This window comes from Streptomyces sp. NPDC001137 (assembly GCF_040298885.1).
GTDB lineage: Bacteria > Actinomycetota > Actinomycetes > Streptomycetales > Streptomycetaceae > Streptomyces.
In genome coordinates, this window is sequence record NZ_JBEPBA010000008.1 from 235,982 (window position 1) to 256,975 (window position 20,994).

Genomic DNA, 20,994 nt, shown 5'->3' on the forward strand with positions numbered 1-20,994 from the left:
CCCCGCTCCTCAAACGCCGGAGGGGCTGAATTTTTTCAGCCCGTCCGGCGTTTGAGGACGAGGCCGTTCAGGCCGAAAGCGGGGGTCTGGGGGCGGCAGCCCTCAGGGTCGGGACGGGAAGGGGCGGCGGGGGCGAGAAGTGTCTACCCGAGGGCGGACACCGGCAGCCTGCGGAACTCGATCGTCTCGTACGGTCCCGAGACCCCCGTCTCGTACAGCAGCCCCACCGTCCCCCGATCGACCTGCACCAGGTCGGAGTACGCGGCCGGCAACGCCGACAGAGTCACCACCTTGGTGAACGTCCCCCCACCGTCCTCACTCCGCCAGACAGCCATCACCCGCCGAGCGGTCGGCACGGACGGCCCCGAGAACAGCAACGGCGGAGCTTTGCCACCCACGAGTTGGAGGACGCTCCCCTGGACGACCGGAACGTCGTTCAGCATGGGCTGCACCGCGTACGGGCGCTCCAGCGACTCCCCACCGTCAGCGGAGTACGCATCGAGCCGATTCCCGACACTCCCCCCGTTCTGGTCCCGCGCACTGAAGTACAGCCTCCCGTCGGGAAGTTGCGCGGCCGAGGACTCGTTCGCGTTGTCCACGCCGTCGTAGGAGGAGTCCACGAACCCCAGCCGCCAGCTCAGCCCGCCGTCGTCGCTGTAGAGGGCGTGCGCGCCGTAGTACCTGGCCTCCTGGCCCGTGTCGGGCGAACCGGCGGGCGGGGCCGCGGAGTGGTTGGCGGGGACGACCAGGCGGCCGGCGTGCGGACCGCGGGTGAGGGCCACCGCGTGGCCCGGTCCCGTCGCGTACCAGCGCCAGCCCGCAGGCTTCACCTCTTCGGTGATGTCCCGCGGTGGCGTGAAGTGCCGCCCGTCGTCCCGGCTGCGCTGCACGAACACCCGCCGGCTCTGCTCCTTGGTGACCTCGCCGCGCATTATCCGCGCCTCGGTGACCGCACCGCTGTTGTAGGAGGTCAGCAGGACGACCGCGCCGGTGCGCGGGTCGACGACCGGGGCGGGGTTGCCCCGGGTGTCCCCGTGCCCCGCGGCCACCACCCGCAGCGGGCCCCAGGTGCAGCCCCCGTCGCCGGAGCGCCTGAGGACGACGTCGATGTTCCCGGTGTCCCCGGCACCGCCCAGACGGCCCTCGGCGAAGGCCAGCACTGTGCCGCGGCCGGTCGTGACCGTCGCCGGGATGCGGTAGGTGTCGTAGCCGCCCTCACCCGACACGAACGGGACGGAGGACGTGCAGCCGGTGGACGCGTGGGCCGGCGCGAGGGCCGTGAGCGGGGTGAGGAGCGCGGTGGCTGCGAGGAGGGTGCGGCTCAGGAAAGTCACCGTCAGATGGTGCCCGGAGTCACCAGCCCCGACTCGTAGGCCACGATGACCAGCTGCGCCCGGTCCCGCGCCCCCAGCTTCCCCATGATCCGGCTGACATGGGTCTTCGCCGTCAGCGGGCTCAGCCCCAACGCCTCACCGATCTCTGTGTTGTTGAGCCCGCGCGCCAGCAGGGTCAGCACCTCCCGCTCCCGGTCGGAGAGGCATTCCGGGCCGCCCGTCGCGGGCGCCGACGGGCTGCGCAGGAACCGCTCGATCAGCCGTGCCGTCGGCCCCGGTGACAGCAGTGACTCTCCGGCGGCCACCGTGCGGATCGCGTCGAGGAGTTCAGCCGGACGGGTGTCCTTCACCAGGAACCCGGAGGCCCCCGCCCGCAGCGCCTCCACGATGTTCTCGTCGGTGTCGTAGGTGGTGAGGACCAGCACCCGTACGCCCGCCAGGTCCTCGTCGGCGGCGATCAGACGGGTCGCCTCGATGCCGTCCAGGTCCGGCATGCGGATGTCCATCACCACGAGGTCGGGGCGCTCGCCGCGGACCAGCTCCACCGCCTCCCGGCCGGTGGCCGCCTGTCCGACGACCTCCATGTCCCGCGCCGACTCCACGAGCATGGCGAACGCGGCCCGTACCAGGGTCTGGTCGTCGGCCAGCAGTACACGGATCGTCATCCCTCGCCCTCCCCCGGGGCCGTCAGCGGCAGTACGGCCGTCACCGCGAAACCGCCCTCCGCCCGCGGCCCGGCGTCGAGTGTGCCACCCACGCTGCGGGCCCGCTCCCGCATGCCGACGAGCCCGAAGCCGGGCGCCGTGCCGGGCGTGGGTCCGGTGCCGTCGTCGGTGACGGACAGGTGCAGGGCGCCCTCGTCGTCGTACAGGTCGACGTGGACGGCCGGTTCGGGGCCCGCATGCCGTACCGCGTTGGTCAGCGCCTCCTGCACGATGCGGTACGCGGCGGCGCCGACGGCGGGCGGGGCCTGCCGTATCCGTACCGTCTGCTCGACGCGCGCGCCCGCGAGCCGTGCCGTCTCCACCAGGTCGGGCAGGCCGTCGAGGCCGGGCAGCGGGCCGCGGCCGTCCGCCGAGTCGTTCTCGCGGAGCACCTCCAGCGTCGTCCGCACCTCTCCGCGCGCCGTCCGGCAGGTCTGGGCGATGTCGTCCAGGGCCTTCGCCACCGTCTCCCGGTCCAGGCGTTCGGGGTCGGCGGCCAGGACGTGCGCGGCCACCGACGTCTGCACGCCGATGAGGGTGATGGTGTGGGCGAGCAGGTCGTGCAGGTCACGGGCGATGCGCAGGCGTTCCTCGGCGACCCGGCGGCGGGCCTCCTCCTCCCGGGTGCGTTCGGCGCGCTCGGCGCGTTCGACGATCGCGGCCACGTACTGCCGGTAGTAGCGGACGTCGACGCCGCAGAAGAGCGTGGCGATGACCCAGCCGGAGATGCGCAGCATCTCGACGGCCTGGTGGGTGCTGACCGTGAGCATCGCGGCCGTGGAGACGGCGAGGACGACGACGCCCGCGAGGATGGTGCGCAGGGGCCGGCCGGTGACGGCGACCGTGTAGAGCGCGACGATCGTGGCGGGGGTGGCCGCGAAGTGGTTGTTCTGCAGGGCGTGGTACGGCACGAGCAGCGCCAGCCCCACGGTCAGCACCAGCAGCGGACGGCGCCGCCGCCACACCAGCGGCACATGGGCGGCCAGCAGCAGTGTCCAGCCGAGCGCGTCCGGGCGGCGGCTCTGGTCGGTGGACAGCGCCAGGCACACGGCCACGACGGCGAGCGTGGCGGCGAGGATCGCGTCGTTGCGGGTGCCGTGCGGGGCGGTGCGGGGGTCGCGGTTGACCACCGCCATGATCCGCTCGCCCCGGCGGGATCCGGTCGCTGTCGTCTGCTGCACGGGGCTCAGTGTCACACCGTCTCCGGCTGCCGTTCCCGCCGCACCGGCTCCGGCGCCCGCGACAGCCGCCCCGGCCACCACACCCGGCGCTTCAAGAGCACGCTCGCCGTCGTCACCAGGTAGGTCCGTACGAGGAAGGTGTCCAGCAGCACGCCCACCGCGATCACCAGCCCGAGCTCGACCAGCGCCACCAGCGGCAGCGTGCCGAGCACCGCGAAGGTCGCGGCGAGTACGACGCCCGCGGAGGCGATGACCCCGCCGGTGGTGCGCAGGGCGGTGAGCGCCGCCGTCTCGGGCTCGGCACCGGCGACGGACTCCTCGCGCATGCGGTGCATGAGGAAGATGCCGTAGTCGACGCCCAGGGCCACCAGGAAGACGAAGGACAACAGGCCGAGGCCCGAGTCGGTGCCTTGGAAGCCCAGCACCGGCCCGAACACCAGCCCGCCGATCCCGAGCGCCGCGCCCCACACCGCGACCACCGCGACAAGCAGCATCAGCGGCGCGATCAGGCTCCTCAGCAGGCCCACGAGGATCACGAACACGGCGGCGAGGACCAGTGGCACGACGACCTCGCGGTCCCGGGTCTGACTGTCTGCCAGGTCGAGCTGCTGGGCGCTGGGACCGCCGACGTAGGTGCCATAGGTGCCGTCGAGCCCGGCGCGCAGGGCCTCGATGGTGCGGGTCTCGCCCTTCGACTCGGGGGCCGCGGTGGCGTAGACGGAGATCTCCGTCCAGCCGGAGCCGGTGCGGCCGGTCGTCGCCCGGGCGACCCCGTCGGTGGTGCGGGCCTTGGCGAGCACAGCGGCCGCCTTGCCGGCGGGGGCGATGACCGCGATGGGCTGGCTGCTCTGCCCGGGGTAGCCGCGGGCGAGGGTCTGGCCCGCCGAGATGGACTCGGGCTTGGAGGTGAAGGAGTCCTCCTGCTTGAGGGCGCCGGGAAGGTTGAGGGCGCCGAGGGCGAGCGCCCCGAGCAGGACCGCTCCGCCGACGAGTACGAGGACCGGGCGGCGCGTGGCCGAGTTGCCCATGGCCGCGAACAGCGACCGTCGCGCCTTGGGCTCGCTGCCGAAGGCGGGGATCAGCGGCCAGAAGACGCGGCGGCCGAGGAGGACCAGCAGGGCGGGCAGCAGGCTGATCATCGCGACGAGCGCGGCGAGCACGCCCACCATGCCGACCGGGCCCATGCCGCGGCTGCTGTTGAGGTCGGCGGCGAGCAGGCACAGCAGTCCGGCCGCGACGGTGCCGGAGGAGGCGAGGACCGCCGGGCCGCAGCCGCGCAGGGCGGCGCGCATGGCGTCGTAAGGGCGCTCGTGGCGGCGCAGCTCCTCTCGGTAGCGGGAGATGAGCAGCAGGGCGTAGTCGGTGCCCGCGCCGAGCACGAGGACCGTCATCACGCCTCCGCTCTGGCCGGTGACGGTGACGCCGAACGCCTCGTGCAGTCCGTACGCGGCGGCCATCGCCATGCCGGCGGCGACCCCGGCGACGGCGAGCGGCACCAGCCACAGGAAGGGGCTGCGGTAGATGAGGATCAGCAGGGCGGTGACGACGCCCAGGGTGGCGTAGAGCAGGGTGCCGTCGATGGAGCCGAACACCTTGCTCATGTCGGTGTTCAGGCCGCCCGGCCCGCCGACCTCCACGCTGAGCCCCGCGCCGCCGTTCGCGAGCGCGCGCACGCCGTCGACGAAGGCGTCCCGCGCCTTGTCGTCCTGGCCGGGCCGGGTGCTGGAGACCGGGTACATGAGGGTGGTGCCGTCGCGGGACGGGACCGCCGTCGGGGTGCCGGTGAGCTGGTACGTGCGCCCGATCTCGGCGACCTGCGCACCCGCCCTCTCCCGGTCGGCGGCGGTGAGGCCGCCGTCGCGGTGGTAGACGAGCACCAGGTCGGTGGCCTGGCCGCCCGGCAACCGGTCCTGGACGCGGGCCACTTGGGTGGAGTCGGCGCTGTCGGGGAGGTAGTCCACGGCCCGGTTCTGCTGGATGCCGGAGAACTTCCCGGCGAACGGTCCGGCGAGCACGAGCGCGGCCAGCCACAGCCCGAGCACCACCCACGGCACGGCACGCCGTCCCCGTGTTCCTGTCCTTGCGGCCCCCATGAACGGGCCTCCCTCCGGTCGGGATGTCTGGGTCGGTTCCAGACTCCCGGCGCGCGGGGGGCGGTTCGTCGGGCGTGAGGGCGAGTTCAGGGGTACTGCCGGGGGTGGCAGGCGGACGGGGTTACTCCCGGAGGAGTACCGCGTCGTGGTGAGTACGGCTGCCCGTCGCCGGGGACATCGCCCTGGCCGTCGGGCTGCTCGTCCTCGATGCCGTCGGAGCCGTCGTGGCCCTCCTGATCGGCATCGACTACAGCGGCTGGCAGCCGTTCGATCCCGGCGGGACAACTCCCGCGTCGATCTGACCCCCAACTGGCTGTACGTCGGGATCGCGGGCGGCGTCATCCTGCTGACCGCCGCTCTCCTGTACCGGCTCCGCGCCGTCGTAAGCACCTTTGTGCAGGTGCTGACCGGCATGGTGGTGCTGCTGGTCGCCGCGAGCGGCGCGCGGTTCGACGAAGACCGCGGTGCCGGGGCCTACGACGGCGTACGCGCCGCCGCCAGCAGTCTGGTCACGTCGTCCGAGCAGATGGTGAGGGCTGCGCCCACCGTGGCGAGGACGTCGCGTTCGGCGGGGGTGTAGGGGCCGTCGGCGAGGGCGATGCGGGCGCCCTGGAGGAGGATCGACTCGCGGCCGACCGGGGCGAGGTGCGGGGCCAGCGGGTCCAGGGCCTCGTGGAGCTCTATGGCGAGTCCGGCGCCGCAGGACTGGCCGTAGGCCCGGCCGGTGTCCGCGGCCAGCGCCTCGACGAGCGCGTTCAGCTGGTCCTCGGTGCAGTCGTCGAAGCCGGCCGCGCGGACCGTGCTCGCGGCGGCCTCCAGGGCCGTACGGGAACAGGTGCCGCCCGCGGCCAGCACCGCGAGCGCGACGGTGTGGACGGCGTCGCGGAGCATCGCCGAGAAGCGGGTGGTGGTGGGGTGGTCGAGGACGTCCGTGCCGAAGTGGCGGCGGCAGGCGGCGCATTCGACGACCGGCGCGGTCTGGCCGCGCGGCAGCACGGGCACCCCCAGCAGGACGAAACGGCGGTGGCCGGTCAGCCGCTGGTAGTTGCGGTCGCCCCCGCAGCCCGGGCAGAAGAACTCGCCGTCCCCGACGGGTGTCCACGCGGTGCGGGTACCCAGGAGGCGCGCAGGCCTGGCGGCTCGGCCGTTTCGTCCCCGTACTGGCAGCACGTCGCACCTCCTTAACACCGCGGCAACATCGTCGCGGTGTCCGTGATGTTAGCCACATCGGTGAGGCGTAGTCAGCACCCTGGAAGAGACCTTTCCGTGACCTCCACGAACAGATGGCCGATAAGCGACGGGGCCCCGATCGCCGTATACGGCGATCGGGGCCCCGAAATGCCCGGTCAGACGGGTCAGCGGGCGGCTCGGTTGACGGCGGAGACAACCGCCTTCAGCGACGCACGAGTCGTGTTCGCGTCGATGCCGATTCCCCACAGGACCTTGTCGTCGATCGCGCATTCGATGTACGAAGCGGCCTGCGCGGAGGCGCCCTCGCTCATCGTGTGCTCCTGGTAGTCCAGCAGACGGGCGTCCACGCCCACCTTCTGCAGCGCGTCGAAGAAGGCGGAGATCGGGCCGTTGCCGGTACCGGTCAGGACGGTGTCCTGGCCGTCGACGGTCGCCTCGACCCGCAGCGTGTCCACGCCGTCGGTGTCGGTCGTCGACTGGCCGTTCTTGACCTGAATACGGCCCCACGGGTTCTCGGGGTTCGGCAGGTACTCGTCCTGGAAGACCGCCCAGATGTCGCCGCCGGTGACCTCGCCGCCCTCGGCGTCCGTCTTCGCCTGGATGATCTTCGAGAACTCGATCTGCATCCGGCGCGGCAGGTCCAGCTTGTGGTCGTTCTTCAGGACATAGGCGATACCGCCCTTGCCGGACTGCGAGTTGACGCGGATGACGGCCTCGTAGGAGCGGCCGACGTCCTTCGGGTCGATCGGCAGGTACGGGACCGCCCACTCGATGTCGTCGACGGTGACGCCCTTGGCGGCCGCGTCGGCCTCCATCGCGTCGAAGCCCTTCTTGATGGCGTCCTGGTGGGAGCCGGAGAAGGACGTGTAGACCAGGTCGCCCACGTACGGGTGGCGCGGGTGGACCTCCATCTGGTTGCAGTACTCCCACACCCGGCGGATCTCGTCGATGTCGGAGAAGTCGATCTGCGGGTCGACGCCCTGGGAGAACAGGTTCATGCCCAGGGTGACCAGGTCGACGTTGCCGGTGCGCTCGCCCTGCCCGAACAGACAGCCCTCGACACGGTCGGCGCCGGCCATCAGGGCCAGTTCGGCGGCGGCGACGGCGGTGCCGCGGTCGTTGTGCGGGTGGATCGACAGGCAGACGTGCTCGCGGCGGGACAGGTTGCGGCCCATCCACTCGAAGCGGTCGGCGTGGGTCGAGGGGGTCGAACGCTCAACCGTGGCGGGCAGGTTGAGGATGATCTCGCGGCCCGGACCCGGCTGGTAGACGTCCATCACCGCCTCGCAGACCTCCAGCGCGAAGTCCAGCTCGGTGTCGGTGAAGATCTCGGGGCTGTACTGGTAGCCGAACTCGGTCTCCGGGCCCAGCAGCTTCTCGGCGTACTCCATCACCAGGCGCGTGCCGTCGACGGCGATCTGCTTGATGTCGTCCTTGGAGCCACGGAAGACGACCCGGCGGAAGACGGGCGCGGTGGCGTTGTACAGGTGGACGGTGGCGCGCCTCGCGCCCTTCAGCGACTCGACGGTCCGCTCGATCAGGTCCTCGCGGGCCTGGGTCAGTACGGAGATGGTGACGTCGTCGGGGATGGCCCCGGGCTCTTCGATGATCGACCGTACGAAATCGAAGTCGGTCTGACCGGAGGCGGGGAAGCCGACCTCGATCTCCTTGTAGCCCATCTTGACCAGCTGGTCGAACATCCGGCGCTTGCGCTCGGGCGACATCGGGTCGATCAGGGCCTGGTTGCCGTCGCGCAGGTCGGTCGACAGCCAACGGGGGGCCTGGGTGATCCGCTTCTCGGGCCAGGTGCGGTCGGGGATGTCGACCTGCTCGTACTGGCCGTACTTGTGGATCGGCATGCTGCTGGGCTGCTGGCGGTTCGCCATGATGACTCGGGCTCCTCAGGGTGTCCGGAAGGACGGCCGACGACGCAACGCCAAGCTCCGCGGGGAGGGAGTCGACCTGGACTACAGGCCCTCGCCGCGGCAGCTAAGAAGAAGCAGCCCGAAACGCATGATGCACAGCATGCTAGCCGAGCCCCTTCGGATGCGGGGCGCTGTATCAGTATGCGGGACCCCAAGGATGAATGGGACAAAAAGTGCGCCATACCACTTCGTCACGGAGCGTGCGGTTCCCTGTCCGCATATTTCACCAATCATGGTTGCGGGTAGTGACACGGGCATGACTCAGTGCAAGGGTGCCGGGCATGACGAAGACCAACGGGGGCTTCGAGCCCGTCTTCTGCACCGTCGTACCGCCTCATGTCCTGGACAAGCTGGCACGGCACGACGACCCCGCACTCAACGGTCCCGCCCGGCGCACCCTGATGCGCGACAGCGAGCTGCGCGGCCGCCGCCGCGTGACGACCGAGTTCGGCCTCGCGGCCGCGCCGGCGGCGAAGGCACCGGCGGACCAGCCGCTGCGCACCATCTACGACGCCGGGCACAAGACCCACCTGCCCGGCAAGAAGGTGCGCGCCGAAGGTGCCGCCCCGGTCAAGGACGCCACGGTCAACCGCGCCTACGCCGGCCTCGGCGCCACCTTCGACCTCTACCTCAAGGCCTACCAGCGCCACTCGATCGACGGCGACGGCCTGCCGCTGGACGCCAGCGTCCACTACGACGAGCAGTACAACAACGCCTTCTGGAACGGCGAGCAGATGGTGTTCGGCGACGGTGACGGCGAGATCTTCCTCGACTTCACCATCCCGATCGACGTCATCGGCCACGAGCTGACCCACGGCGTCACCCAGCACACTGCGAACCTCACCTACTACGGCCAGCCGGGCGCCCTGAACGAGTCGATGTCCGACGTGTTCGGCTCGCTCATCAAGCAGTACACGCTCGGCCAGACCGCCGCCGAGGCCGACTGGCTGATCGGCGCGGGCCTGCTCGCCCCGAGCGTCACCGGCAAGGCGCTGCGCTCCATGAAGGAACCGGGCACGGCCTACGACGACGACGTGCTCGGCAAGGACCCGCAGCCCGCGACCATGGACGACTACGTCCGCACCGGCCGCGACAACGGCGGCGTCCACATCAACTCCGGCATCCCCAACCACGCGTTCTACCTGGTCGCCTCCGCGCTCGGCGGCCACGCCTGGGAGAAGGCGGGACAGATCTGGTACGACGTCCTGACCGGCGGCGAGCTGTCCTCGCAGGCGCTGTTCAACGACTTCGCGAAGCTCACCGTCGCGGCGGCGAAGGCCCGCTTCAACGAGGGCGAGGAGCTCCAGGCCGTGCAGAAGGCGTGGGAACAGGTGGGGGTGCGGATCCTCTGACCGCGTACTAGACAGGGACCCATGCGTATTCAGGTGAGGCGCACGGGTGGGTTCGCGGGCATCGAACGCCGTGCCGAGGTGGACACCTCGGGCCGGTCCGACGCCCAGGAGTGGCAGGCCCTGGCCGAACGCGCGCTCGCGTCCGGCCGGGGCACGCCTCCCGTAGGGGTGCCGGACGGCTTCAGCTACGAGATCACGGTGGACGGGAAGACGGTGTACGCGGCCGATCCCCGGCTCACGGAGGAACAGCGCGAACTGATCCGCCGGGTACTGAAGGAAGGGGCGTAACCGGCAGTTCATGCCTGGGCGTTGACTTCCGTTACCGCCGGTAAGGATGATCCCGCCCATGGCTTCTGATGCAGGCAATCCGATACCCCGCTTCCCGGCCGGCTTCGTGTGGGGCGTGTCGACCTCGGCCCACCAGATCGAGGGCGCCGTCGACGCGCGCGAGCCGTCCGTGTGGGACGCCTTCACGGCCGAGCCGGGACGGGTCAAGGACGGCTCGACCGCGGCGGTGGCCTGCGACCACTACCACCGCTACCGCGAGGACGTGGCCCTCCTGGCCGGCCTCGGCGTGGACGCGTACCGCTTCTCGGTCTCCTGGCCGCGGGTGCGCTCGGCGGGCGGCCTCGACTTCTACGACCGTCTCGTCGACGAGTTGCTGGCCGCGGGCGTACGACCGGTGCCCACCCTGTTCCACTGGGACCTGCCGCTGGGGATGGACTGGCTGGAGCGGGACACGGCGGCGCGCTTCGCGGAGTACGTGTCCGTCGTCGTCGAGCGGCTGGGCGACCGGGTGAAGAAGTGGATCACCCTCAACGAGCCTGCCGAACACACGCTGCTGGGACACGCGCTGGGCGCCCACGCGCCTGGCAGGCAGCTGCTCTTCGACGCACTGCCGGTGGCCCACCACCAGCTGCTGGCCCACGGTCTGGCCGTACGGGCCCTGCGCGCGTCCGGCGCCACGGACATCGGGATCGCCAACTCGCACGGTCCGACCTGGCCGGCGTCCGAGGAGAGCGCGGACGTGGAGGCGGCGGGCTTCTACGACCTGCTGCTGAACCGCCTGTTCGCCGACCCGCTGCTGCTCGGCCAGTACCCGGAGGGCATCGGCGAGTTGATGCCGGGCGACGTCGAGTCCGACCTGAAGGTCATCGCGGAACCGCTCGACTGGTACGGCGTCAACTACTACGCGCCGACCCGGGTGGGCGCCCCGCAGGGCGAGGACATCGAGTTCGGCGGGCTGACCATCCCGGCCGAACTCCCCTTCTCGGTACGGCAGATCGAGGGCGTGCCGGTGACGGACTTCGGCTGGCCCGTGGTCCCGGAGGGCCTGACGGAGCTGCTCACCGGCTTCCGGGAGCGCTACGGCGACCGCCTCCCGCCCGTCGTCATCACCGAGAACGGCTGCTCGTACCCGGGCCTCGACGACCAGGACCGGATCGCGTATCTGGACGGCCACCTCCGGGCCCTGCACAAGGCCGTCGAGGCGGGCGTGGACGTGCGCGGGTACTTCGTGTGGTCGCTGCTGGACAACTTCGAGTGGGCGGAGGGGTACGAGCGCCGGTTCGGCCTTGTGCACGTCGACTTCGAGACGCAGCAGCGGACACCGAAGTCGTCGTACGGCTGGTTCCGGGATGTGCTGCGGGCGCAGAGATGACCGCCACCCGGCCCGTGGAGGCACTCGCCGAGCCCGTCGAACGGGTCGGCCGCGGCTGGACGACCGCCCTCTCGCTCGCCAACGGGGCCATCTGGGTGGGCTGGTACGGCCCCCTGCAGATCCTGCTGGCCTCCCAGGCGAAGGACTTCGCGCCCGGCTCCGGCATGTCCAAGGAGACGATGCTGGCGTGGGTGACGGGGGCCGGGGCGGTGGTGTCCCTGGTCGCCAACCCGCTCTTCGGCGCCCTCTCGGACCGGACGACGTCCCGCCGGGGCCGCCGTACGCCGTGGATCGTGGCCGGGGCGGCGGGCGGCGCGCTGTCGTTGCTGCTGCTGGCGGGCGCGGGCGGGGTGTGGACCATGGCGGCCGGCTGGTGTCTGGTCCAGCTGACGCTGAACGCGGCGTTCGCTGCGGTGACCGCGGCGGTGCCGGACCGGGTGCCGCGGCTCCAGCGGGGCTCGGTGGGCGGCTGGCTGGGGGCCGCGCAGATCCTGGGCGTGGTGGGCGGGACGGGGCTCGCGACGGCGGCCGGGGGCGTCGGGGCCGGGTATGCGGCCTGCGCGGTGTTCACGGTGGTGGGGGTCCTGCCGTACGTCCTGCGCTACGAGGACCTGCGGCTGGCGGTGGCGGACCGGCCGGCGTGGTCGTGGCGGTCCTTCGCCGCCGGGTTCTGGCTGAGTCCGCGCCGCTATCCGGACCTGGGCTGGGCGTGGCTGACCCGCTTCCTGATCAACCTCAGCAACGCACTGGTGCTGCTGTACCTGCTCTACTACCTGCGGGACCGCCTCCACTACGGCGACCCCGACCAGGGCGTGCTGATCCTGACGGCCGTGAACGGGGTGACGCTGCTCGCCACGGTCGTCGTGGGCGGGGTCTGGTCGGACCGGGTGGGACGGCGCAAGCCGTTCGTGATCTGGTCCGGTGTGCTGATGGCGGTGGCGACGGCGGCGCTGGCGGGCTGGCAGACCTGGCCGGGCGCGATCGTCGCGGCGGCCGTCCTCGGGGTCGGCTTCGGCGTCTTCACCTCGGTCGACTTCGCGCTGATGACGGACGTACTGCCGAAGGCGCTGGACCGCGGCAAGGACCTGGGGGGCATCAATGTGGCCAACGCCCTGCCCCAGGTGGCCGCCCCCGCCCTCGCCGCGCCGATCGTGACGTATCTCGGCGGCTACCGGATGCTGTACCTGGTGTCGGCGGTGATCGGGCTGGCGGGGGCGGTGCTGGTGGGGCGGATCAGGGGGGTCGACTAGACCACGCCCTGGGCCTGGGCCCCTGGCTAGAGTGCGCCCGCGTCCCGGGCCGCGTACACCGACGGGTACAGCGGCCGGTAGCCCAGCTCGCGGCGGATGCGCTCCGTGGACATGATCGCGAGCCATGGGTCCGGGTCGGTGCGCTCGTGGAGTGCGGCGGGGACCTCGACCCCGTTGAGCTGGTGCAGTTCGACCGCCGTGACGGGGGCGTCGTCGGCGATGTTGTAGATCCGGCCGGCGATGCCCGGTGCGTGCAGGATGCGCAGCAGGCCCTGGGCGACGTCCGCGTGATGGCCCATGTGCAGCCGCTGGGTGGCCGCCCAGTTCTTGGCCCACATCAGGGACTGGGCGAGATGCGGGTCGCCCTCGCCGTAGACGAAGGGGAGCCGGCCGACACGTACGTCCATGCCGTCCAGGGCGAGCAGTTGGCGCTCCGCCTCGGCCTTGGACTCGGGGTAGGCACCCCACATCGCCCCGCCGGGCCGGCTCTCGTCGTCCTCGGTCACCGGGCGGCCCCTTCCTACGCCGTACACCAGGCCCGTGCTGACCTGCACGAACCGCCGCACCCCCGAGGCCAGCGCGGCGCGGCCCAGCTCCACGGCCGCGTCCCGGTTGACGGCCCGGGCCTCCTCGTCGGGCACCCCGCGGAAGGCGGCCGCGACGTTGACCACGGCGTCCACCCCGGCCACCGCCTTGCCGAGCGCCTCCGCATCCCGCAGATCCCCGACCACGACCTCGGCACCCAGCTCGGCGTACGGCTCCCCGCGGGCCTCGTCCCGCACCAGGACCCGCACCCTCTCGCCGGCCCGGCTCTGGGCGATCAGCCTGGGCACGAACCGCCGTCCGACCTGTCCCGTCGTACCGGTCACCAATGTCAGCATGTTCTGCTCCTCTCGTCGTCGACCAGCTTTGGACGAGCGGGCGGGCCGCGGGAGAGACCTCCCGATCGGGGGATCGGCAGTCCCTGGATAAGCCGGGCGGACTCCCGCACGCTGGAGAGGTGAACCGAGCCGAACTCGCCGACTTCCTGCGCCGCGGCCGCGGCCGCCTCGCCCCGTCCGACGTGGGGCTCACGCCCGGCGCCCGCCGCCGCACGCCGGGCCTGCGCCGCGAGGAGGTGGCACAGCTGGCCGGCATGTCGGTCGACTACTACACCCGCCTGGAACAGTCCCGGGGGCCGCGCCCGTCCCGCCAGATGCTGACGGCACTGGCCCGCGCGCTGCGCCTGACGGACGACGAGCGGGACCACCTGTTCCACCTGACGGGCGAGGAACCGCCGCGTCGCGGATGGGGGTCCCCCCGCTCGAGCGAAGCCGAGAGTGGGGGAGCGTCCGCCCACGTACGGCCGGGCCTGCTGCTGGTGCTGGACCGGCTGCACGACACCCCGGCGGTGGTGGTGAGCGACTGCGGCGAGGTGCTGGCGCAGAACGCGATGTCGCGGGCGCTGAGCGGCGACGCGTTCGCCCGCCCGCCGCGCGAGCGCAACCTGCTCCGCCGCTTCTTCCTGGACCCGGCGGCTCGGAACCTGTTCCCGCCGGAGGACGTGGCGGAGCACGCGCGTTCCCACGTGGCCAATCTGCGGGCGGTGGCGGCGGCGCGTCCCGACGACCCGGAACCGGCCGCCCTGGTGGCCGAACTACGGGCGGGGAGCGAGGAGTTCGAGCGGCTGTGGGCCGAGCACGAGGTGGCGGTGCGGCGCCGGTCGACGAAACGGTTCCAGCATCCGCTGGTCGGTCTTCTCGAGCTGGACTGCGAGATCCTTCTGAACGAGGACGACCACCACCAGCTCGTCATCCACACGGCCCGTCCGGGGACGGAGTCGTACGAGCGGCTGCAGCTACTGCGGGTGGTGGGCCTACAGGACCTGAAGGCTTCCTCGCCCCCGCCGCCCCTTCCCGTCCCGTACCTGGGGGCTCCTCCCCCAGACCCCCGATCGGCCTGAACGGCCTCGTCCTCAAACGCCGGACGGGCTGAAAAATCAGCCCCTCCGGCCCCCGGAAAAGACTCAGAAGCCCAGCTTGCGCAGCTGTCGCGGATCCCGCTGCCAGTCCTTCGCGACCTTGACATGAAGGTCCAGGAACACCGGAGTCCCGAGCAGCGCCTCGATCTGCTTACGGCTCTTGATGCCGACCTGCTTCAGACGCGCGCCCTTCGGCCCGATGATGATCCCCTTCTGGCTGGGGCGCTCGATGTAGACGAAGGCGTGGATGTCGAGGAGGGGCTTGTCGGCGGGCCGCCCCTCACGCGGCAGCATCTCCTCCACGACCACCGCGATCGAGTGCGGCAGCTCATCGCGCACACCCTCCAGCGCCGCCTCCCGAATCAGCTCCGCGATCATGACCTGCTCGGGCTCGTCGGTGAGATCGCCCTCGGGATACAGGGCGGGCCCCTCCGGAAGGAGCGGAACGATCAGATCGGCCAGCAGGTCCACCTGCTTGTCACCGACCGCCGACACCGGCACGATCTCCGCCCACTCGAAGCCCAGCTCCTTGCCGAGCTGGTCGATCGCGATGAGCTGCTCGGCGAGCGTCTTGCTGTCCACCAGGTCGGTCTTGGTGACGATCGCGATCTTCGGCGTCTTCTTGATGGACGCCAGCTCCTTCGCGATGAAACGGTCACCGGGTCCGAGCTTCTCGTTCGCCGGCAGACAGAAGCCGATCACGTCGACCTCGGCCCAGGTCGTGCGTACGACGTCGTTGAGCCGCTCACCCAGCAGCGTCCGCGGCTTGTGCAGCCCAGGGGTGTCGACCAGGATCAGCTGGGCGTCCTCCCGGTGCACGATCCCCCGGACCGTGTGCCGCGTCGTCTGCGGCTGGTTCGCGGTGATCGCCACCTTCTGGCCGACCAGAGCGTTCGTGAGGGTGGACTTGCCCGCGTTGGGGCGGCCCACGAAGCAGGCGAAGCCGGCGCGGTGGGGTGCCGACGACGCCGACGGCTCGGATGACTGACTACGAACGCTCATGGCGCCCATTCTCCCTGATCCACAGAGCCCCGCCGTACAGCCGAGCGATCACCGGGCGATCGCTGTCCGCCCTGTGAGATTCAGGAAACCTCCACGCAACGAAACATCACGGAAACACGGACGTGCACATCCGGAAACGCACGGAAGTGAGCCTCTGACGAGCCCCCACCTCGATGGAGACGACGTGACGACACTCGCCGCAGCGCACGCGGACACCGGCGACACCGCCTGGCTGCTCGCCGCCACCGCCCTCGTCCTGCTGATGACCCCGGGCCTCGCTCTCTTCTACGGCGGCATGGTCCGCACGAAGAGCGTCCTCAACATGCTGATGATGAGCTTCGTGTCGATCGCCCTGGTCACGGTGGTGTGGCTGGCGTGCGGGTACTCGCTGGCCTTCGGCGACGACATCGGCGGCGGGCTCATCGGCGGGCTGAAGCACGTCGGGATGGCGGGCCTCGGCCCGGACAGCGTGCAGGGCACCGTCCCCACCCTGCTCTTCGCCACCTTCCAGCTCACCTTCGCGATCATCACGGCGGCGCTGATCAGCGGCGCGATCGCGGACCGCGTGAAATTCGCGGCCTGGCTGGTCTTCGTGCCGGTGTGGGCGCTGCTCGTATACGTTCCCGTCACCCACTGGGTGTGGGGCCCCGGCGGCTGGATCGCGCACCGCCTCGGCGCCCTCGACTTCGCGGGCGGACTCCCCGTGGAAATCACCTCCGGCGCCTCCGGTCTGGCCCTCTGCCTGGTCCTCGGCCCGCGGCTCGGCTTCAAGAAGGACGCGATGCGTCCGCACAACCTGCCCATGGTGATGCTGGGCGCGGGCCTGCTCTGGTTCGGCTGGTTCGGCTTCAACGCGGGCTCGGCGCTCGGGGCCAACGGCCTCGCGGCGGCCGCCTTCCTCAACACCCTCGCCGCCGGCTGCACCGGCCTGCTCGGCTGGCTCTTCGTCGAGCAGAAGCGCGACGGGCATCCGACCACGCTGGGCGCCGCGTCCGGTGCCGTCGCCGGCCTGGTCGCCATCACCCCCTCCTGCGGCTCGGTCTCCCTCCTCGGCGCCCTGGTCGTGGGCCTGGCCGCCGGCGTTGTCTGCTCGTACGCCGTGAGCTGGAAGTTCAAGCTCAACTACGACGACTCGCTCGACGTCGTCGGCGTCCACCTGGTCGGCGGCATCATCGGCACCCTCCTGATCGGCGTCTTCGCGGAGAAGGCGATGACCGGCTCCGCCGAGGGCCTCCTCTACGGCGGCGGGCTCGCCCAGCTCGGCAAGCAGCTGGTGGCCGTGGTCGTCGTGGCCGCGTACGCCTTCCTCGTGACGTACGGCATCGGCAAGCTGATCGACAAGGCGATGGGCTTCCGGGCGAGCGAGGAGCAGGAGTACAAGGGCCTGGACCTTACGGTGCACGCCGAGACCGCATACGATCACGGCGTCCTGGGGCACGGTGCCCCGGTCTCGTCCTCCGTCCTCTCCCCCACCCAGAAGGTCAAGAGCCAGGCATGAAGCTCATCACCGCGATCGTCAAGCCGTACCGCCTCGACGAGGTGAAGACGGCCCTCCAGGAGCTCGGGGTGCACGGTCTGACCGTGACCGAGGCCAGCGGTTACGGCCGGCAGCGCGGCCACACCGAGGTGTACCGCGGCGCCGAGTACCAGGTCGACCTCGTCCCCAAGGTCCGTATCGAGGTCGTCGTCGAGGACGCCGAGTCGGACGCGGTGATCGACGCGATCGTCAAGGCCGCGCAGACGGGGAAGATCGGGGACGGGAAGGTGTGGGCGCTGCCGGTCGAGACGGTCGTACGGGTACGGACGGGAGAGCGCGGCCCCGACGCGCTCTGACCACGAGGCCCACTCCCACGACCGCCACCACGAGCAGGACCACCGCCGCCTGCCACGGCAGGGCGAAGAAGGACGCGCTCTCCGAGTTCCGCGTGTCCGTCGCGCTCGCCGTCAACGTGACGTCGCCCCAGTCGAGTTGGGGCGCCCCATGCCATGGTTCGCTGAGGTGGACGCGCTGTCCGGGCAGCAGTTCGGAGGGGATGCGGGAGAGGTTGCGGGACAGGAGCGTACGGCCGAACAGGCCCGTGGCGCGCAGCTCCACCCTCGGGTCGAGGGTGACGTTGCCGGTGTTGTGCAGGGTGTAGGAGATGGTCGCCGTGCTGTCGCCGAGGCCGGGGACGAGCGGCTGGTGGTGGACGACGTGGACGTTCTCCACGGAGATCGCGGGCAGGGTCGGGCCGCCGACGCGCAGGTAGACGCGGGCGGCGACGGCCCGCTGCACACCTAGCGCCAGGGAGCCGTCGCCCCTGTCGATCCGTTCGTCGAGGGCCACGAGCGCGCCCGGGTGGTCGCCGGGTTCCGCGCCCTCGGGCACGTGCAGCGTGAAGGGGACGGTGACCCTGCCGTGCGCCGGGACCCTCACGCGTGACGTGGCGGGCTTCGCCCAGGCGCCCACGCCCCGCTGCTTCTCCCGCACCGTCCTGACGGCGAAACCGCCGTCGCGCGGGGTGTTGTAGGCGTCGGCGGCATACAGCCGGAAGCTCAGCGGCTGCCCCGTCCTGTTCGCCACGACCACCTTGTCCTCGATGGTCGTCCCGGGGTCGGCGGAGAGGTAGAAGTACGGGCGGGCGGCGACCTGCGAGGAGGCCGGGTAGACGGACCAGCTGCCGTTGTCGGCGGCGTGCGCGGGCGCGGGCGCGACGAAGAGGGCCAGAAAGAGGCTCAGGAGGAGGACGTACGGCTTGCGCATGGGTGCGGACCCCCACGGACATCGACGAGGGACTTCGGCGGACTTCGACTGGACGAGGGAACGGGCGGGTGCGGACGCCCGCACGGTCAGCTGAGCGTCAGGGTGAGCACGCCCGCGTACGACCCGGGAGGCGTGAACGCCGGTACGTCCAGCGAGAGTGCCGCGTTCGCCGTGAACTCGCCGCCGGTCAGCGTGCCGTTGGGGGTGGACGCCAGGGTCGCTCCCGCACTGCCCACCGTGCCCGCGGAACCCGCCTGGCAGGTGCTCGGGCTGCCCGCCTTGCTGGTGCAGGCAGGGGTCCAGCTCAGCTTCCCGGCATCGATCTTGGCGCCGGGACCGGTGAGGTCGGTGACCTTGCCGGTCAGGGACCAGCCCGCGGGCCCACCGCGGAAGTCCTTGACGGTGACGGCGTTCAGGGCGCCGGTGGAGGCCCCGCCCTTGCCGAAGTCGACCGCCGACAGGGCGACCGAGTCCCCGGCCTGGGACATGGACAGCGTGCCCGCCTTCACCGTGGTGGTGACCTTCTGGCTGCCGGCGGGAACAGGCGTGGTGTCGTTCACGACGTAGGCCGCGGGCCCCGCCCCTTTGCCCGCGCTCCACGCGCTTCCCTCGTACGCCACGATCCCCGTCGTCGTCCTGTCGTTGACGACGAGGGAGCCACTGAAGGAGCCGTCGGTGGCGGCGGTGACCGTCGCCTTGTCCGCGGTCTGGGTGTCCCCGGAGCGCCCGGCGAGGGTGACGGTGGCGCCCGGTGTGAAGTGGCTGCCGTTGACGGTCACGGTGGCACCGGGGTTGCCGGAGGCCGAACCCAGTGTGATGGCACGGTTGTTGACCGGGGTGGCGTCCGTCGCCGTGACGGTCGCGGAGACCGGGGCGGGCGGGGTGATCACCGTGCAGGGGGTGTCCAGCTCGAGGATGTAGCTGGTGTGGATGTTGTAGTCGCCGGGCGACAGCGTGATCGATCCGGCCGCGGTGACCTTGAAGGTGCCGGTCATGGAGAACGACGGGAAGGCGCCGTTGCCCGGCACCGGGTCGTTCTTCTTGGGCCCTGCGACCGTCACGTCCCCCGTCTGCGCACCGCCGAGTGCGACCTTGCCCGTGGGCGTCATGATGTCGGCCGGCAGGGCGATGGCGGTGGGGTTGCTGGCGGCGGGCTTGACGACGGTGTAGGTGATGGTGACGGTGTCGCCGACCTTCGGACTGGCGTTGTCCACCGCGATGCTCGCGGTCGTCGTACCGTCGATCGGCGGGATGCCCGCGACCGCGGGCGGGATGCAGTGCGTGGCGAAGTCCACGTTGGTGGCGGCACCGGCCGGACAGGCCAGCGCGCCACCCGCGGTGACCGCGAGCACGGTCCCGCCGAGCAGCGACGCCCAACGGCGTCTTCGGGTTGTCGGACCCATGGGTGTGCCCCCTTCTCTGCTGCGCTCACTGGGGGCATTGATGTGGGGATTGCGTGAGAAGTCAATGGAGAAGCCGAAATGAACTGATGGACCGTCAGTTCCCGTGTGTCTACCGAGAACTGACGGCCCGTCGGTGGTGACTCAGTCGAACACGAACGGTCCCGGCGACTGCGGGCCGGTCGCGGTGCAGGTGATGGTGATGCCGAAGACGGTCATCTGCAGCGAGCCGCCGTAGGCCTCCAGGCTGTCGCCGGAGGCGACGGTGCCGGAGAGCGGGCCGACGGTGACCGGGTCGCCCCCGGCCATCGCCGGGTTCTTGGTGCCGGTGAAGGCGGTGGTGCCGCCGCTCGCGTCGACCAGGGTGAGCGTGGAGGAGATCGAGTCCTGGGACAGGGCGATCGGCGCGGTGATGGCGGACGTGACGGTGAGGGTGGCCGCCGTGCCGTCCTGGGTGGCCGTGAGCGTGGCCTCGCCGCCGCCGAAGCTGCCGCAGTCGGCGGTGATCGTCGCCGACTGCGGAGTGACGGCGAGGGCGCTGGGCGCGAACGCGAGCGAGGCGGCCGCGAGGGCCCCCACCGCGACTGCCGCACCTGTACTGATCCGTTTGGCTCTCATGGGGATCCGGCTCCCTTCCCGAAGCTGGGAACTGCCATGTGGGGATGGATGGGAGAGGTCCGTACGGACAGCCGGCAGGCGCGGTGCGGGGCGCCGGGCGGGGAGTGGATCTGACGGTCCGTCGGAACTACCGGTTCCATTGATGCCGGTGAGGTGAAGAACCGGCAAGGGTGAATTCCGGACGACTCTGAAGCGGCCGGTTTTCAGCCTGCGGTGACGGTGGTCCGTACCGTTCCGTCGGGCCCGGCGACGAGCACCGGCGTCCCGGCCCCGCCCAGATCCCGTACGGCAGCAAGGTCCTGAGCCGAGGCCGACTCGGCTTCCGTCACCACGGCCGCCGCCTCCAGGGACTTCGCCCCGGACGCCACCGCCATGGCCACCGCCGTCTGCAGCGCACTCAGCTTCAGCGAGTCCAGGTCGACCGTCCCGGCGACATACGTACGGCCCGTCTCGTCCCGTACGGCAGCCCCCTCGGGCACTGCGTTGCGGGCCCGGGCGGAACGGGCCAGGGTGACGATCTTGCGGTCCTCGGGGTCAAGCGCGTTGCTGTCGGTCATGAGCCGAGCATACGTACCGGCACC

The 20,994-nt window shown here is 71.3% G+C and carries 19 protein-coding genes; 7 read left to right on the forward strand and 12 right to left on the reverse strand.

Annotated features, from left to right (window positions below):
- Positions 1-143: 143 nt before the first annotated feature.
- The 6 genes from ABT254_RS18475 to leuA all read right to left on the reverse strand — a co-directional run bounded on the left by ABT254_RS18475 (position 144) and on the right by leuA (position 8,389).
- Positions 144-1,334 carry a sialidase family protein gene (locus ABT254_RS18475; RefSeq protein ID WP_351470760.1) on the reverse strand — a complete coding sequence of 397 codons (1,191 nt, stop codon included), beginning with the start codon at positions 1,332-1,334 and terminating at the stop codon, positions 144-146.
- Between the two features lie 2 nt (positions 1,335-1,336).
- Positions 1,337-1,999 carry a response regulator transcription factor gene (locus tag ABT254_RS18480; protein WP_351470763.1) on the reverse strand — a complete coding sequence of 221 codons (663 nt, stop codon included), beginning with the start codon at positions 1,997-1,999 and terminating at the stop codon, positions 1,337-1,339.
- Positions 1,996-3,174 (reverse strand): sensor histidine kinase, encoded by a 1,179-nt coding sequence (locus ABT254_RS18485; protein ID WP_351471110.1) that lies wholly within the window; start codon positions 3,172-3,174, stop codon positions 1,996-1,998. Before ABT254_RS18485 ends, ABT254_RS18480 begins: the two co-directional genes overlap by 4 nt.
- Before the next feature lie 56 nt (positions 3,175-3,230).
- Positions 3,231-5,312: an MMPL family transporter gene (locus ABT254_RS18490; protein WP_351470766.1), complete on the reverse strand. Its 2,082-nt coding sequence runs from the start codon at positions 5,310-5,312 to the stop codon at positions 3,231-3,233.
- Between the two features lie 474 nt (positions 5,313-5,786).
- Positions 5,787-6,482, reverse strand: coding sequence for a tellurite resistance TerB family protein (locus tag ABT254_RS18495; RefSeq protein WP_351470769.1), 696 nt, complete (start codon positions 6,480-6,482; stop codon positions 5,787-5,789).
- 185 nt (positions 6,483-6,667) lie between these two features.
- The gene (leuA, locus tag ABT254_RS18500; protein ID WP_351470772.1) at positions 6,668-8,389 is read right to left on the reverse strand and encodes a 2-isopropylmalate synthase; all 1,722 of its coding nucleotides are present in this window, start codon (positions 8,387-8,389) and stop codon (positions 6,668-6,670) included.
- Between the two features lie 320 nt (positions 8,390-8,709).
- On the opposite strand from leuA, the gene ABT254_RS18505 reads away from it, so the two are divergent.
- From ABT254_RS18505 to ABT254_RS18520, 4 genes are read left to right on the forward strand one after another with little or no spacing between them, the layout of a single operon-like run.
- Positions 8,710-9,780 carry a M4 family metallopeptidase gene (locus tag ABT254_RS18505; RefSeq protein ID WP_351470775.1) on the forward strand — a complete coding sequence of 357 codons (1,071 nt, stop codon included), beginning with the start codon at positions 8,710-8,712 and terminating at the stop codon, positions 9,778-9,780.
- Between the two features lie 21 nt (positions 9,781-9,801).
- Complete coding sequence (locus ABT254_RS18510) at positions 9,802-10,068, forward strand: protealysin inhibitor emfourin (protein WP_351470778.1); 267 nt, start codon at positions 9,802-9,804, stop codon at positions 10,066-10,068.
- Positions 10,069-10,126: 58 nt separating this feature from the next.
- Positions 10,127-11,440, forward strand: coding sequence for a GH1 family beta-glucosidase (locus ABT254_RS18515; RefSeq protein ID WP_351470781.1), 1,314 nt, complete (start codon positions 10,127-10,129; stop codon positions 11,438-11,440).
- A complete protein-coding gene (locus ABT254_RS18520; RefSeq protein WP_351470784.1) occupies positions 11,437-12,690 on the forward strand; it encodes an MFS transporter in 1,254 nt (417 codons plus the stop codon). The genes ABT254_RS18515 and ABT254_RS18520 overlap by 4 nt, the downstream gene beginning before the upstream one ends.
- A gap of 26 nt (positions 12,691-12,716) precedes the next feature.
- On the opposite strand, the gene ABT254_RS18525 is transcribed toward ABT254_RS18520, so the two are convergent.
- On the reverse strand, positions 12,717-13,571 hold the full coding sequence (locus tag ABT254_RS18525) for an NAD-dependent epimerase/dehydratase family protein (protein ID WP_351470787.1): 855 nt from the start codon (positions 13,569-13,571) through the stop codon (positions 12,717-12,719).
- Positions 13,572-13,690: 119 nt separating this feature from the next.
- On the opposite strand from ABT254_RS18525, the gene ABT254_RS18530 reads away from it, so the two are divergent.
- Positions 13,691-14,632: a helix-turn-helix transcriptional regulator gene (locus ABT254_RS18530; protein WP_351470790.1), complete on the forward strand. Its 942-nt coding sequence runs from the start codon at positions 13,691-13,693 to the stop codon at positions 14,630-14,632.
- Between the two features lie 63 nt (positions 14,633-14,695).
- On the opposite strand, the gene era is transcribed toward ABT254_RS18530, so the two are convergent.
- A complete protein-coding gene (gene era, locus ABT254_RS18535) occupies positions 14,696-15,661 on the reverse strand; it encodes a GTPase Era (protein WP_351470793.1) in 966 nt (321 codons plus the stop codon).
- Between the two features lie 175 nt (positions 15,662-15,836).
- Here era and ABT254_RS18540 point away from each other — a divergent pair, with 175 nt between their 5' ends.
- Together ABT254_RS18540 and ABT254_RS18545 are read left to right on the forward strand one after the other, a co-directional pair.
- The gene (locus ABT254_RS18540; RefSeq protein ID WP_351470796.1) at positions 15,837-17,150 is read left to right on the forward strand and encodes an ammonium transporter; all 1,314 of its coding nucleotides are present in this window, start codon (positions 15,837-15,839) and stop codon (positions 17,148-17,150) included.
- Complete coding sequence (locus ABT254_RS18545) at positions 17,147-17,485, forward strand: P-II family nitrogen regulator (protein WP_351470799.1); 339 nt, start codon at positions 17,147-17,149, stop codon at positions 17,483-17,485. Before ABT254_RS18540 ends, ABT254_RS18545 begins: the two co-directional genes overlap by 4 nt.
- Here ABT254_RS18545 and ABT254_RS18550 read toward each other — a convergent pair.
- The 4 genes from ABT254_RS18550 to ABT254_RS18565 form a co-directional block, all read right to left on the reverse strand.
- Positions 17,379-18,395 carry a WxL protein peptidoglycan domain-containing protein gene (locus ABT254_RS18550; protein WP_351470801.1) on the reverse strand — a complete coding sequence of 339 codons (1,017 nt, stop codon included), beginning with the start codon at positions 18,393-18,395 and terminating at the stop codon, positions 17,379-17,381. The genes ABT254_RS18545 and ABT254_RS18550 overlap by 107 nt on opposite strands.
- Before the next feature lie 86 nt (positions 18,396-18,481).
- Positions 18,482-19,798 carry a WxL domain-containing protein gene (locus ABT254_RS18555; protein ID WP_351470804.1) on the reverse strand — a complete coding sequence of 439 codons (1,317 nt, stop codon included), beginning with the start codon at positions 19,796-19,798 and terminating at the stop codon, positions 18,482-18,484.
- A gap of 141 nt (positions 19,799-19,939) precedes the next feature.
- Positions 19,940-20,413, reverse strand: coding sequence for a hypothetical protein (locus ABT254_RS18560; protein WP_351470807.1), 474 nt, complete (start codon positions 20,411-20,413; stop codon positions 19,940-19,942).
- Between the two features lie 203 nt (positions 20,414-20,616).
- Complete coding sequence (locus ABT254_RS18565; protein WP_351470810.1) at positions 20,617-20,970, reverse strand: cytidine deaminase-like protein; 354 nt, start codon at positions 20,968-20,970, stop codon at positions 20,617-20,619.
- Between the last annotated feature and the right edge of the window lie 24 nt (positions 20,971-20,994).

What these genes read in the sequence shown, in the direction of transcription:
- ABT254_RS18480 (WP_351470763.1), bottom strand. Translation starts at nt 1,999, where the DNA reads ATGACGATCCGTGTACTGCTGGCCGACGACCAGACCCTGGTACGGGCC.
- ABT254_RS18485 (WP_351471110.1), bottom strand. Translation starts at nt 3,174, where the DNA reads ATGGCGGTGGTCAACCGCGACCCCCGCACCGCCCCGCACGGCACCCGC.
- ABT254_RS18490 (WP_351470766.1), bottom strand. Translation starts at nt 5,312, where the DNA reads ATGGGGGCCGCAAGGACAGGAACACGGGGACGGCGTGCCGTGCCGTGG.
- leuA (WP_351470772.1), bottom strand. Translation starts at nt 8,389, where the DNA reads ATGGCGAACCGCCAGCAGCCCAGCAGCATGCCGATCCACAAGTACGGC.
- ABT254_RS18505 (WP_351470775.1), top strand. Translation starts at nt 8,710, where the DNA reads ATGACGAAGACCAACGGGGGCTTCGAGCCCGTCTTCTGCACCGTCGTA.
- ABT254_RS18510 (WP_351470778.1), top strand. Translation starts at nt 9,802, where the DNA reads ATGCGTATTCAGGTGAGGCGCACGGGTGGGTTCGCGGGCATCGAACGC.
- ABT254_RS18515 (WP_351470781.1), top strand. Translation starts at nt 10,127, where the DNA reads ATGGCTTCTGATGCAGGCAATCCGATACCCCGCTTCCCGGCCGGCTTC.
- ABT254_RS18520 (WP_351470784.1), top strand. Translation starts at nt 11,437, where the DNA reads ATGACCGCCACCCGGCCCGTGGAGGCACTCGCCGAGCCCGTCGAACGG.
- ABT254_RS18525 (WP_351470787.1), bottom strand. Translation starts at nt 13,571, where the DNA reads ATGCTGACATTGGTGACCGGTACGACGGGACAGGTCGGACGGCGGTTC.
- era (WP_351470793.1), bottom strand. Translation starts at nt 15,661, where the DNA reads ATGGGCGCCATGAGCGTTCGTAGTCAGTCATCCGAGCCGTCGGCGTCG.
- ABT254_RS18545 (WP_351470799.1), top strand. Translation starts at nt 17,147, where the DNA reads ATGAAGCTCATCACCGCGATCGTCAAGCCGTACCGCCTCGACGAGGTG.
- ABT254_RS18550 (WP_351470801.1), bottom strand. Translation starts at nt 18,395, where the DNA reads ATGCGCAAGCCGTACGTCCTCCTCCTGAGCCTCTTTCTGGCCCTCTTC.
- ABT254_RS18555 (WP_351470804.1), bottom strand. Translation starts at nt 19,798, where the DNA reads ATGGGTCCGACAACCCGAAGACGCCGTTGGGCGTCGCTGCTCGGCGGG.
- ABT254_RS18560 (WP_351470807.1), bottom strand. Translation starts at nt 20,413, where the DNA reads ATGAGAGCCAAACGGATCAGTACAGGTGCGGCAGTCGCGGTGGGGGCC.
- ABT254_RS18565 (WP_351470810.1), bottom strand. Translation starts at nt 20,970, where the DNA reads ATGACCGACAGCAACGCGCTTGACCCCGAGGACCGCAAGATCGTCACC.